General features: G+C 71.1%; 13 protein-coding genes. 6 read left to right on the forward strand and 7 right to left on the reverse strand.

Annotated features, from left to right (window positions below; translation table 11 throughout):
* Positions 1-118 precede the first annotated feature (118 nt).
* Positions 119-391: a DUF6412 domain-containing protein gene (locus ACFVYA_RS28310; protein ID WP_387049267.1), complete on the reverse strand. Its 273-nt coding sequence runs from the start codon at positions 389-391 to the stop codon at positions 119-121.
* 69 nt (positions 392-460) lie between these two features.
* Here ACFVYA_RS28310 and ACFVYA_RS28315 point away from each other — a divergent pair, with 69 nt between their 5' ends.
* The 5 genes from ACFVYA_RS28315 to ACFVYA_RS28335 all read left to right on the forward strand — a co-directional run bounded on the left by ACFVYA_RS28315 (position 461) and on the right by ACFVYA_RS28335 (position 6,187).
* On the forward strand, positions 461-1,582 hold the full coding sequence (locus ACFVYA_RS28315; RefSeq protein ID WP_387049268.1) for a metallophosphoesterase: 1,122 nt from the start codon (positions 461-463) through the stop codon (positions 1,580-1,582).
* Between the two features lie 86 nt (positions 1,583-1,668).
* Positions 1,669-2,460, forward strand: a complete 792-nt coding sequence (locus ACFVYA_RS28320; protein ID WP_387049270.1) for an alpha/beta fold hydrolase — start codon at positions 1,669-1,671, stop codon at positions 2,458-2,460.
* Positions 2,461-2,507: 47 nt separating this feature from the next.
* Positions 2,508-4,973, forward strand: a complete 2,466-nt coding sequence (locus ACFVYA_RS28325; RefSeq protein ID WP_387049272.1) for a hypothetical protein — start codon at positions 2,508-2,510, stop codon at positions 4,971-4,973.
* A 19-nt stretch (positions 4,974-4,992) separates the two neighbouring features.
* Positions 4,993-5,511, forward strand: coding sequence for an O-acetyl-ADP-ribose deacetylase (locus ACFVYA_RS28330; RefSeq protein WP_387049274.1), 519 nt, complete (start codon positions 4,993-4,995; stop codon positions 5,509-5,511).
* A 28-nt stretch (positions 5,512-5,539) separates the two neighbouring features.
* Entirely contained in the window at positions 5,540-6,187 is a 648-nt protein-coding gene (locus tag ACFVYA_RS28335) for an HAD family hydrolase (RefSeq protein ID WP_387049275.1), read from the forward strand.
* Here ACFVYA_RS28335 and ACFVYA_RS28340 read toward each other — a convergent pair.
* Positions 6,177-6,644, reverse strand: coding sequence for an NUDIX domain-containing protein (locus ACFVYA_RS28340; protein WP_387049277.1), 468 nt, complete (start codon positions 6,642-6,644; stop codon positions 6,177-6,179). The two genes, ACFVYA_RS28335 and ACFVYA_RS28340, sit on opposite strands and share 11 nt — an antisense overlap.
* Positions 6,645-6,773: 129 nt before the next feature.
* On the opposite strand from ACFVYA_RS28340, the gene ACFVYA_RS28345 reads away from it, so the two are divergent.
* Positions 6,774-7,205 carry a DoxX family protein gene (locus tag ACFVYA_RS28345; RefSeq protein WP_285985833.1) on the forward strand — a complete coding sequence of 144 codons (432 nt, stop codon included), beginning with the start codon at positions 6,774-6,776 and terminating at the stop codon, positions 7,203-7,205.
* A gap of 110 nt (positions 7,206-7,315) precedes the next feature.
* Here ACFVYA_RS28345 and ACFVYA_RS28350 read toward each other — a convergent pair whose 3' ends face one another.
* From ACFVYA_RS28350 to ACFVYA_RS28370, 5 genes are all read right to left on the reverse strand, one after another.
* On the reverse strand, positions 7,316-7,918 hold the full coding sequence (locus ACFVYA_RS28350) for an ATP/GTP-binding protein (protein WP_103344348.1): 603 nt from the start codon (positions 7,916-7,918) through the stop codon (positions 7,316-7,318).
* Positions 7,899-8,270, reverse strand: a complete 372-nt coding sequence (locus ACFVYA_RS28355; protein WP_020640886.1) for a DUF742 domain-containing protein — start codon at positions 8,268-8,270, stop codon at positions 7,899-7,901. The genes ACFVYA_RS28350 and ACFVYA_RS28355 overlap by 20 nt, the downstream gene beginning before the upstream one ends.
* Complete coding sequence (locus ACFVYA_RS28360) at positions 8,267-8,686, reverse strand: roadblock/LC7 domain-containing protein (RefSeq protein WP_387049280.1); 420 nt, start codon at positions 8,684-8,686, stop codon at positions 8,267-8,269. The genes ACFVYA_RS28355 and ACFVYA_RS28360 overlap by 4 nt, the downstream gene beginning before the upstream one ends.
* Positions 8,686-11,295, reverse strand: coding sequence for a nitrate- and nitrite sensing domain-containing protein (locus ACFVYA_RS28365; protein ID WP_387049282.1), 2,610 nt, complete (start codon positions 11,293-11,295; stop codon positions 8,686-8,688). Before ACFVYA_RS28365 ends, ACFVYA_RS28360 begins: the two co-directional genes overlap by 1 nt.
* Positions 11,296-11,841: 546 nt before the next feature.
* Complete coding sequence (locus tag ACFVYA_RS28370; protein WP_387049284.1) at positions 11,842-12,498, reverse strand: transcriptional regulator; 657 nt, start codon at positions 12,496-12,498, stop codon at positions 11,842-11,844.
* Positions 12,499-12,689 lie beyond the last annotated feature (191 nt).

Below are 12,689 nucleotides of genomic sequence, written 5' to 3' on the forward strand. Positions count from 1 at the left end.
AGCCACAACCCGAACCTGCCGCCGCCCAGCCTACCCCCGCCAGGATCGCCCCTTGACATAAAGGGGAGCCATGAGTGGAAGGGGTGGGGTGAGCGGAATGGCTGCGCTGAAGTGGTTCCTACGCAGCCGTGCTGCGGGAACCGGGTGCTCGTGGGCGGCTTCGGCCCGGTCGGCCCGGGTCGCGGAGCCGGATCGACTCGGCGCGCCGGGCCCGGCGGCGCAACGCCGTCGCGCGGCTGCGCACCGGCGCCGACCACAGCGCGAGCTCGGCGCGGTGGGTGCTGCCGACCAGCAGGACGACCAAGAGGCTCGCGGCGGCGAGGGAGGCGAAGGCGACCAGCGCGGTCGGGCTGGTCAACGCGGGGAACGCCAGCTCCAGCAACGTGTGCACGGCGTCCCCTTCCTTCCACCACCAGAGTAGCGAAAACGCTAACAGCCCGATGGGCTGTAACCTGGTTCGATGAGAGGGCAACTCGTCATCGTGCCGATCCTGGCCATGCTCCTGCTGTTCGGCGTGCCGTGGTGGACGCTCGTCCTGGCTCCGGAGTGGGGCCTCGCCGGCACGATCGCCGGCACCGTCGTGCTGGTGTCGGGCCTGGTCACGATGCCGGTCGCGATGTTCCGCGGCCATTCCCGGCACCAGAGCGACAGCGCCGCCCGCCTCGGCGACTCGCTGCTCGCGGTGATCTGGGTGCTGTTCAGCTGGTCGATCCTGAGCCTGGTGCTGCGGGTCGCGCTGCTCGGCGTCGACGACCCGGCGCGGTCGCGGATCGTCGCGGGCGCGACGGCGCTGATCGCCACCGGGCTGCTCGTGCACGGCCATCGCGTCGCCATGCGGGTGCCGCCGGTGAAGGCGGTCGACGTCGCCATCCCGCGGCTCGGGCCGGGGCTCGACGGCCTGCGCGTCGCGGTGCTGACCGACACCCACTTCGGGCCGATCGACCGGACGAAGTGGTCGGAGGACGTCGTCGCGGCGGTCAACGCGCTCGAGGCGGACGTCGTCTGCCACGCCGGTGACCTCGCCGACGGCGCGGTGGCCAAGCGCCGCAAGCAGGTCGACCCGCTCGGCGGCGTCCAGGCCGGGCTCGGGCGGTTCTACATCACCGGCAACCACGAGTACTTCGGCGAGGCCCAGGCGTGGCTCGACCACATGGAAGGGCTCGGCTGGGACACCCTGCACAACCGTTCGACGCTGCTCGAGCGCGACGGCGACCGGATCCTCTTCGCCGGCATCGACGACCCGACCGGCGCGGCGTCCGGGCTGCCCGGCCACGGCCCCGACCTGGCCGCGGCGCTGGCCGACCGCCCCGCCGGCGTGCCGGTGGTACTGCTGGCGCACCAGCCGAAGCAGGTCCGCGAGGCCCGCGAGGCCGGTGTGGACCTGCAGATCTCCGGGCACACGCACGGCGGCCAGATCTGGCCGTTCCACCTCCTGGTGCGGTTCGACCAGCCGACGCTGTCCGGCCTGACCCGGCACGGCGAGACGCAGCTGTACAACAGCCGCGGCACGGGGTTCTGGGGCCCGCCGTTCCGGATCTTCGCACCCAGCGAGATCACGCTCCTGACCTTGCGTTCGGCCTGACGTTCCCGATCGATCGCCTTGGAGAGGCACTACCGACAACTTTTTTTGTCTTGACAGATCGAAGCGTCGGAGTCAGGCTGGTTGCCATGACGACGACCACCTCTGCCGACGGCACCGAGATCGCCTACACCCGCGCGGGGTCCGGTCCCGCGCTCGTCCTCGTGGACGGCGCGATGTGCTACCGCGGCTCGTCCCCCAACGACGCGCTGGCGAAGGAGCTGGCCGCGCACGTCACCGTGTACACCTACGACCGCCGCGGCCGGGGCGAAAGCGGCGACACCGGGCCGTACACGGTCGAGCGCGAGGTCGAGGACGTCGCGGCGCTCATCAAGGAGGCGGGCGGCGAGGCGTTCCTGTTCGGCATTTCCTCCGGCGCCGCCCTGGCCCTCGAAGCGGCGCGCAGCCTCCCCGTCCCGAAACTGGCGGTGTACGAGCCACCGTTCATCGTCGACAGCACCCGCCCCCGCGTCCCGGCCGATTACGCGACCCGGCTCGACCAGGCGCTGAAGGAGGGCAAGCGCGGCAAGGCGGTCAAGATGTTCATGACCGAAGGCGTGGGCCTGAGCGGCGCGACGGTGGCGATGATGCGGATCATGCCGTTCTGGTCGAAGCTCAAGCGGGTGGCCCACACGATCCCGTACGACACGGCGATGGTGATCGACCACCAGGCCGGCGAGCCCCTGCCGGCGGCGTGGCCGGAGGTGAAGGTCCCGGCACTGGTGATCGACGGAGGCCGCAGCCCGGACTGGATGCGCAACGGCGTGGCGTCGCTGGCGAAGGTGCTGCCGTCGGCAGAGTACCGGACGCTGCCGGGCCAGACGCACATCGTGAAGGCCCCGGCTTTGGCGCCAGTGCTGAAGGAGTTCTTCCTCGCCTGAGTGGCGCTTGTACCCGTTTTGTACGGCCGCGCCCGATCGTCGCCGCCATGAGACGTCTGCTGTGCACCGCACTCTCCGCCGCGCTGGCCACCGGGCTGCTCGCGGTGCCCACCCAGGCGGGGGCAGCCGACCTGCGGATCGCCAACGGCGGGTTCGACCAGGGGCTGACCGGGTGGAGCGGGTCGCACAGCCCCGGCGGGTTCACCGCCGTGACGTGGGACGGCCGCACCGCGGCGCGCGTGGACGACACGTCCCCGGACAACGCCTACGGCCGGGAGAACCAGCCGGGGCTGCCCGCCACCGCCGGCGTCCGGTACACCGCCTACGCCCAGGTCTGGACCGAGAGCGGCGCGGCCGACCTGTACCTGCGGTTCCGCGACGCGTCCGGGCAGCTGCTAGGCAGCGTGACCGGCGGTCCGGTCTCCGGCCGGAAGTGGAACACCGCCACCGCCTCGGGAGCGGCGCCCGCCGGCACCGCCAGCGTCTCCGCGCTCGTCTACTCGGGCGTCGGCAACGTCGGCACGGCGTACTGGGACGAGGTGGTGCTCGGCCAGGACGACACGGACCTCGGCGTCCAGCTGGAAAGCAGTGTCCCCAACGCCACCACCTTCGCCGGCGGCAAGGCCTACGCGGTCTACACCGGCACCGCCGACAGCAACCCGCAGCTGGCGGTCATCGACGTCGCCACCGAGAAGGTCACCTCGAAGCTCACCTTCCCGGACACCACCGACACCCCGACGGTCGGCGGCTGGGCCGCCACCACGGCCACCGACGGCAGCGTCTACCTGGGCACCTATCCGAACTCGAAGCTGTACCGCCACGTACCGGGCACCACCACGCTGACCGACCTCGGCCGCGCCGAAAGCGGGTACTCCTTCATCTGGGACCTCGAAGCCGGCGCGAACGGCAAGGTCTACGGCGGCACCTACAACAACGGCCGCTACTTCAAGTACGACAACGGCACGTTCACGACCATCGGCTCCACGCCGATCGTCGCCGGGGCGGAGTACGTGCGCAGCATCGCCCACGACCCGGCCGCCAACGCGACCTACCTCGGCACGGGGACGAACGCTTCGCTGGTGCGCTACGACAACGTCACCGGGCGGACCGACAGCCTCCTGCCCGCCGAGTACGGGCACAGCTCCATGGTGGGCGGGCTGACCTGGACCGGCGGCCGGCTGTTCGCCTGGCTCGACCGGACGCTGCTCGTGCTGCAGGTCGTCAAGAACGCCGACGGCTCGTACCGCTCGGTGGTGGACGCGGCGATCACCGACACGGACCTGCACCACTCCCCGGCCGCGGACGGCAAGGTCTGGTTCGTCAAGGACGGGCTGCTGCAGTCCTACGACATCGCGACGAAGGCCGTGCGGGCGACGACCGTCCGGCCCGACCTCGACGTCACCGGCTACAGCTGGGAAAACGGCACGCTCGCCGGCCTCGGCGCGGGACCGGACGGCACCCGGATCTTCAAGTTCGACCCGGCGACCGGCACGTCGAGCACCCGGCTCGTCACCGGCACGCCGGTGCTGCCGGCCGCGATCAACGCGCTCGGCACCGGCCCGGACGGCAAGATCTACACCGGCGGCTACCTCACCGGCGGCACCGGCGTGTACGACCCGCAGCACGGCGACGCGGACGGCAACCACCCGGACACGAAGACCCGCACCGGGCTCAACCAGACCGACAGCCTGCTGGCCCACGACGGGAAGCTCTACATCGGCGTCTACCCCTCGGCCAGGCTGTACAGCTACACCCCGGGTGGCGAGTGGCCGCCGAAGCTGCAGTACACCGGCGGCGCCGCGGGTGACAAGGCCGCCGACTGCCGCGCGGGCGAAGGCCCGCCGCCGCAGGACCGCCCGTACGCGCTGGCCGGAGCCCCCGACGGCACCGTCTACATGGGAACGGTTCCGAAGTACGGCAAGCGCAGCGGCGCGCTGAGCATCTCGAAGGAGGGCACGCCGGGCCGGACCCTCTGCGTCGTCCCGGACCAGGCGGTGGTTTCCCTGGCCTACGCGGGCGGCAAGGTCTTCGGCGGCACGTCGACCCGGGGCGCGCTGGGCGTCAACCCGGTGTTCGCGCCGGGCGCCTCGGCCGAGGTGTTCTCCTACGACCCGGCGAACGGCGCGGTGACGCGCTACCCGCTGCCTTCGACCAGGGCGATCACCGCGCTGACCGAGGTGGACGGCCGGGTGTGGGGCCTGGCCGGTGGCTCCCTGCTCACGTTCGACCCGGCAGCGCCGTCGGCGATGAAGACGCAACACCTGTTCGCGGACCCGGACTACGACGCGAAGTCGACGATGGCCTGGCGAGACGGCGTGCTGCTCACGGTGGCGAAGGACCCGGACCACGTGTACGGCACCCAGGGCGACCGGATCTTCCGGATCGACAAGGTGACGAAGGCGGTCACGGTGCTGCTGACCAAGCCGGGCCTGGAGGACCTGACGGCAGACCGGTTCGGCGACCTGTACTACAAGATCGGCGAGCGCCTGTACCGGCTGACCGTCCACCCGTAGGCGGCCGGACAATGGCACCATGCGCATCCGGATCCTCGACGCCGACATCACCACACTCGAGGTCGACGTCGTCGTCAACGCGGCCAACTCCTCGCTGCTCGGCGGCGGCGGGGTCGACGGGGCCATCCACCGCAAGGGTGGCCCCGAGATCCTCGCCGCGTGCCGGGAACTGCGGGCCGGGCACTACGGCAAGGGCCTGAAGACCGGCCAGGCCCTTGCCACCACCGCCGGGAACCTGCCCGCGAAGTGGGTCGTGCACACCGTCGGCCCGGTGTGGTCGGCCACCGAAGACCGCTCGGCACTCCTCGCCGACTGCCACCGCAACGCGCTGCGGGTGGCGCGGGACCTGGGCGCCCGGACCGTCGCGTTCCCCGCCATCTCCACCGGCATCTACCGCTGGCCCCTCGAATCGGCCGCGGAGATCGCGCTCACCACCGTCTCCGCCGCCGAGCCCGGCTCCGTCGAAGAGGTAGTCTTCGCACTGCGTGGCGAAGCGGCCATGGCGGTCTTTCGGGCTCGTCACAACTCCCTTGCCTGAACGATCACCGAGCGGGCAGGGTGCAGGCGTGCCCACCCGCGCCCTGGTCTTCGACTTCGACGGCACGCTCGCCGACACCGAGTCCGCCGTCCTGCAGTCCTGGCAGGCCGTCTTCCGGGAACACGGCACCGAACTGCCGCTGGATGCCTGGTACGCCGTCATCGGCACCCAGCGCACCACGCCCGCCATGTTCGCCCTGCTCGCCGAGCGCGTGCCCGGGATCGACCCGGAAGCGCTGCGGCCCAGGACCCGGGCGCACGTCCTCCGGCTGCTCGAGGACCTCGGCCCGCGCGAAGGCGTCCTCGGCTACCTCGAAACCGCGCGCGAGAACGGCCTCAAGCTGGCCGTCGCCTCCAGTTCGTCCGGGGCGTGGGTGAACCCGCACCTCGAACGGCTCGGCATCGACGGCTACTTCGACGCCGTCCTCACCGGGGACCTGCACAAAGCCAAGCCCGACCCCGACCTCTACCTCGCCGCCCTCGACGCACTCGGAACAGCGGCCGCGGAGGCCATCGCCTTCGAGGACACCCCGCACGGCGTCACCTCGGCCAAGGCCGCCGGGCTGACCTGTGTCGCCGTGCCGAACGCGATCACCCGGAGCCTCGACTTCGGGCAGGCGGACGTCGTGCTGCCGTCGTTCACCGCCAAGCCGCTCGAGGCCCTGCTCAGCCGCTGACCAGCGCCAGGAGCCGGTCCAGGAAGGGCAGCTGGCCCTTGACCAGCTTCTCGCGGGCGTCCCGCAGCGAGAACCAGGCCACCCGGTCCACCTCGGGGAACTCCTGCTGACGGCCCGAGCGCGGCGGCCACTCCATCGTGAACGTCCCGGGCACCACCGCGGCCGGGTCGAGGTCGGCCTCGACCGCCCACGCCGTGACGACCTTGCCGCCCGACTGCTTCACCACGCCCAGCTCGACGTACTCGCCGTCGGGCGCGGGCAGGCCCAGCTCCTCCTCGAACTCCCGCCGGGCCGCCTTCTCGGGGGACTCGTCCGGGTCGAGCTCGCCCTTGGGCAGCGACCACGCGGCCGCGTCCTTCTTCGCCCAGAACGGCCCGCCCATGTGCCCGAGCAGCACTTCGACGACTTCGCCGCGGCCGCGGTAGAGCAGGAGCCCGGCACTCTGTTTGCCCGCCATGGAGACAGTCTCCCGAAACTCTTCCAAGATTTTTCCGCGAGGGTGTCGAAACCGGCCGGGGCCCGATCGACGCGTAGGCAGAAGGCAGCGTAGCCGGAAATCAAGGAAACCCCAGGGAAGGAACCCACCATGACCGCCACCATCGCCCGCGAAACCCGCACCACCGCCCCGGCCAAGACCCAGGTCACCGGCCTCGTGATCGGCGCGAGCCGGATCGTGATCTCGTTCCTGTTCGGCTTCCACGGCCTGCAGGGATTCGGGCTCTTCGGCGGCATCGACGGCCAAGGCGGCGGCGTCCCGTTCGGCTCGTTCCCCGGCTGGTGGGGCAGCGTCTTCGAACTCGTCGGCGCCGTGCTGCTGCTCGTCGGGCTCGCGAGCAGGCCGGCCGCGATCCTGCTCTCCGGCGTGATGGCGTACGCCTACTTCACCGTGCACGCCCCGATGGGCCTGCTGCCGCTGCAGAACATGGGCGAGCCCGCCGCGGTGTACTCGTGGATCTTCCTGCTGTTCGCCGCGATCGGCCCCGGCCGCCTCGCGCTCGACAACCTGATCAAGCGCTGAGGGGCGGGGCGCGCGGTCCTGTGAACCTCATTCAGCCGTCGTCCGGCGCAACGGTCACTACTTGCGGCGCGTTGCGACCCGTAGCGCCGGCCTAACCAGAATGAGGTTCATCAGTAGCCGCCCTGGGCGGCCGCGAGGTCGGACCGCGCCATCACGTGTTCCATCAGGCTGGTCAGCACCTGCTTCGTCGAATCGCGCTCACGGGCGTCGCACAGCAGCAGCGGGACGTCCATGCCGACGTCGAGCGCCTGCCGGACCTCCTCCGTGCCGTAGCGGTACGCGCCGTCGAAGCAGTTCACGCCGACGACGAACGGCAGGTTGCGGCGCTCGAAGAAGTCCACCGCGGCGAAGCAGCTGTCGAGCCGCCGCGTGTCGGCCAGCACGACGGCGCCGAGCGCGCCCTCCGCCAGCTCGTCCCACATGAACCAGAACCGGTCCTGCCCCGGCGTGCCGAACAGGTAGAGGATCAGGTCCGGGTTGATCGTGATGCGGCCGAAGTCGAGCGCGACCGTCGTGGTGGTCTTCTGCTCGACGCCGGACAGGTCGTCGACACCCTCGGACGCGGTGGTGATGACCTCCTCGGTCCGCAGTGGCGGCACTTCGCTCACCGAACCGACCATCGTGGTCTTGCCGACCCCGAACCCGCCGGCGATGAGTACCTTGACCGCGGTCGCGGTCAGGTTCCGCCGGGGGTCAGAGTTTCCGGATGCCATCAAGGACCGCCTGCAATACGTGTCGGTTGGGGGATTCCTGGGCCGGTGCCGCGGTACGGAACAGCACCAGGTTCTGCTCGATGAGGTCGCTCAGCATCACCTTCACCACGGGCAGCGGGAGGTCGACCCTGGCGGCCACCTCGGCCACCGAGACCGGCCGCTGGCACAGGGCGATGATCCGCGCGTACTCCGGTTCGAGCATGCCCGCTTCGTGCGCGGTGCGCAGGGCGACCACGAGCGTGATGAGGTCGAGCCCGAGCGTGTCCGACCGGGTGCGGCCGCCCGTGACCGCGTACGACCGGACCAGTGGGCCGGCCTCGTCGTCGAACCAGGCTTCGTGCCGTGCGCTCATGGTGCGGTGGGCTGAGCGCCGGCGCCGGTCCGCGGAGCCGAGGTGAGGACCTGGCCGACCCGCTTCACCATCAGGTTCATCTCGTACGCGACCAGCCCCATGTCGGCGTCTTCGCGGGCCAGCAGGGCGAGGCAGGCGCCCCGCCCGGCCGCCGTCACGAACAGGAACGCGTGGTCCATCTCGACCATCGTCTGGCGGACGTTGCCGCCGCCGAAGTGCCGTCCGGTGCCGCGGGCCAGGCTCTGGAACGCCGAAGCCACCGCGGACAGGTGTTCGGCGTCCTCCTCGGAAAGGTTGCCCGACCTCCCGATGAGCAGGCCGTCCGAGGACAGCACCACCGCCCGGTCCGCCCCGGCGACCCGCTTGACGAGGTCGTCCAGCAGCCAGTCGAGCTCGTGGGCGCCTGAGTTGACCATTACTCGCGCTCTCCGTACCTGTCGTCGTTCTCGGGAAACTCTTCGTCTCGGGCCCGCCGGGTGCCCTGCTGGAAGGCGGAGAGCCTGCTGCGGGCAACCTCCGGGGAATCCAGCCGGACCTCTTCGCGTTCCGCGGTCGCGGGCTTGTCTTCCCGCAACTGCGGGACGAGGCTCTGCTGGCGTCGCCGCTGCGGCAGCGGCGGGCGGCCGGGCGCCTCCGGGCGGCGCGGCTGCTGCGGGCGGCTTTCGGGCGTCGCCGCGGCCCGCGGCTCCTGCGGCGGCCACACCGGCTGCTGCGCGGCCGGCCGTGCCGGGCGCGAGGACCGGGCGGGCGGGGCGGGCGGCCGGACTGAGGCCACCGGCTGGGCCTGGGTCGGCTGGCTGACCGGCTCCGACACGGACCCGACCGGGACCGGCGTCGGCACCGACGGCGGCTGGGCGGCCGGCGGCGGTGTGGACGGCGACCGGTCCGGAGCCGGCGGCGGGACGGTGACCGGCGGGACCGCCGTGGGCGACGAGGTCACGGCCGCGGGAGCCGTGGCCGGGGCAGGCGGCTCGGTGCGGTGCCGGGCCGGACGGCGGACCGGCCGCTTGAGCGGCGCGACCTCGTTGTTGGCCATCGTCTCCGGCTCGGCCGGGTTGGGGACGAGCTCCGGCTTCGGCGGGGTGATCGGCTGTTCCGGCTCGGTTTCGGTGAGCGGGGCGAGCAGGTCGGTGCGCACCAGGACGATGGCCCGGGTGCCGCCGTAGGCCGACTCCCGCAGGTGCACCTGGATGCCGTGCCGCGCGGCCAGCCGCGCGACCACGAACAGGCCGAGGCGGGGTTCGTCCGACAGCGCCATGATCCCGAAGTCCGGCGGGGCGGCCAGCATCGTGTTGATCTCTTCGGTCTGGTCCGGCTCGAGGCCGAGGCCCTGGTCTTCGACCTCGATCACGACACCCTTGCCGACCACGTTGCCGCGGATCTCGACCCGCGACTGCGGCGGCGAGAACGCCGTCGCGTTGTCGATCAGCTCGGCGAGCAGGTGCACGAGGTCGCCGACGACCGGGCCGCGGATGGCGATCTGCGGCAGCACCGCCGTCTTGACCCTGGCGAAGTCCTCGGTCTCGGCGGACGCGCCGCGGACCAGCTCGGCCAGCCCGACCGGGTTGCGCCACTGCCGGCCCGGCTGCCCGCCGCCGAGGATGATCAGGTTCTCCGCGTTGCGCCGGGCGCGGGTGGAGAGGTGGTCGAGCTGGAACAGCGTGTCCAGTTGCTCCGGGTCCTCCTGCTTGCGCTCGGCCTGGTCGAGCACCTTGAGCTGGCGGTGCACGATGACCTGGCTGCGGTGGGCGATGTTGAGGAACACCGCCTTGGTGCCCTCCTTGGTCTTCGCCTCCTCGATGGCGGCCGCGATGGCGGTCTGCTGCGCCTTGTTGAAGGCGTCGGCGACCTGGCCGATCTCGTCGGTGCCGTGGTCGAGGAAGTGACCGCCCTCTTCGAGGTCGACGGGCTCGCCCGCCTGGACCCGGGCGACCAGCTCGGGCAGCCGGACCTCGGCCGCGTCGAGGGTGTCCTCGCGCAGCCGGTGCAGGCGGCCGATGAGCCGGTTCGACAGCCGGACGGCGACGAAGACCACGAAGACCGCGAACAGGACCGCGACCACGCCGGCGATCAGCGACTCGGTGAACGTCGAGTCCGCGTCGTTGATCGCGGCCTGGCTCGCGTTGGAGCTCTGCAGGATGAAGATGCCCATCAGCGCGGCACCGACCTGGCGGGCGGCGGTGCGCCACTGGTCCTGCGGCACCGGCAGCTTCGACAGGTCGCCGCGCAGGAACGTGGTCTCGACCTGGTTCACCGTCTGCCACGGCTGGCTGGCCAGCAGCTCGTCGTACTTGGCCTTGACCTCGGGGATCAGCTTCGGCGCCGACGCGTCGAGCTGGGCGTGGTAGGCGCCGACCTGGCCGACGTAGGTCCGGAAGTCGTCGTTGCTCAGCCCGCCCGCGGCCAGCCCGGCGGCGGCGAGGGCGTCACTGCGCTGCATCTGGTCGGCCGCGGTGAACAGCGGGATGGCGGTCAGCCGGTCGAACGCGTTCTGGGCACCGCGCGCGTTCTGCGCGAGCCCGGCCACGCCGTCGGTGAACTGGTCGATCATCTTGTTGTAGTAGACGAAGGCCTGGTTGATCTGCATCTGGCCGCCGTCGATCGCCTGCCGGTTCTGCGGCAGCTGCTGGTACAGCCCGAAGAACGTGGTGATGTTCTTCAGCACGCTCGGCGGGGTGTCGTCGTAGTCGGCGAAGTTGTCCTTGAGGTACTGGATCGTCTTCGCGGCGTTCTCGTCCGTCTTGGGCCGGACGGCCGCGAGCACGGCACGCTGGTTGCTCTGGCCCGCGAGCAGGGTCAGCGTGGCCTGGCGCTCCTGCTGCAGGGAGGCGAGGAACGGGATCGACGGGGCCTCCGAGCCCCGGATGCGGTTCGTGTAGTCCCGGCCGGTGACGGCGTCGTAGATGAGGTAGCCCGCGAGGGCCACACCGACCAGCAACAGCGCGACACTGGGGACGAGCGCGATCGTGAGGACGCGCTTCCGAATCGAGGATCCCCGGCTGCGTCGAAGAGAAATCTGCTTCACCTGGGTCCGTTTTCCTTCCGGCAGTACATGGTTTCGGGTCGCCCGAGGCGCTCAACACCCGGATTCCGACCAGCCGGATCAACATCACCGTGGTCTGCTTCGCCCGCGACGACGTTAGGCAGCCCTCCAGGGCGCGTCAAGTCCGTGGCGAGAACGTGATCTTGGAACGGTGACCCGTCAACACTCGCTGCCTGCGCTTGGAAAGTCCACCACCGTAAGTCGTGACCTTCGTCGCAGGGCGACTTTCGTTCCATGCACGGATGTGAGTGCTGGGAGCGCTCCCGGATTCAGCCGGGCATCCCGGCCGGCCCCTCTACGTACGACAGCACTGAATCGTTCGGTGACAAACATCACGGATCCGCGCCGACCCCTCCGCGCACCCCGTTCGTCCCGGAGTAGACAGCCGCAGGAAAGCGGATTGCGCAGGATTGGCGAACACGGCCGCGGATTCACCGGAGACGGAGCCGGAATTCCCGGTATTCCGCAACCGCGGCCGCCGATCACCCTCCGGTGGCCCGGTACCGGTTCCGCGGCCGCGGCGGGTGCTCAGCCCGAGAACTCGTCGGCCAGCGTGTTCCAGAACAGCAGCTCGTAGCTCTGGAACAGCCGCGCACAGCGGTGCGCTTCGCGTTCGTCGAGCCGGTGGGCGTCGAGGCCGGCCTGGATCGCGGCGAGCGCTTGTTCTTCTATTTCCGGGACGTCCGCAGCAAAGAAGTCGAAGAACGCGCACTGCTCGTCGGTGAAGCCGTAGTGCTCGCGCATGCCGGCGGCGACGTCCCGGCAGTACCGGCCGAAGGCGGCGAAGTTGGCGAAGATCCCCGCCGCCGTGGCCGACGACTCGCCGTTCAGCGCGAGCCAGGCCACGTAGGCCGGGTAGACCTGGCAGCCCGCGCGCGGGCGTTCCTTCCCGTGGTCCGGACCAGTCGCCGCGAGCAACGCGTCGAGCATCCCGTTCGCCTGCTGCTCGCCCGGCGCGAGCCCGCCGAAGAAGGTGCGCGCGTTGGGCTCGTCGGCCCGGGCCGCCAGCGCGTGGAAGCTCCGCCAGTCGCTGAGCGTGATCAGCTTCTCTTCGGCGGCGAGCGCGGCGAACACCGCGCGCGGGGCCCGGCCCGCGGTGATCAGCGGCACGAGCCGGTTGTCGTCGTCGCGCGGCGCGAGTTCGGCCTGGATCTCTTCGAGCAGCTTGCGCGCCGACCGCGTCATCGGTTCCCCCTGGAGTCCGCCGCCCCTCGTGGAAGCGGTCCCCCCATTGAAGCGCGGTTCCGGCGCGGACGCCCGTGTGCACAGTGGACGGTCGTGGGGACCTGACCGCTTTGTCCGGTTCGACGGTGCCGTTTGACGTGGCCGCGATTCTCTATCCCCCTGCGCCGGGAGCCCCTACAGTGTGGCCATCC

The sequence above is a fragment of the Amycolatopsis sp. NPDC058278 genome (assembly GCF_042881395.1).
Lineage (GTDB): Bacteria > Actinomycetota > Actinomycetes > Mycobacteriales > Pseudonocardiaceae > Amycolatopsis.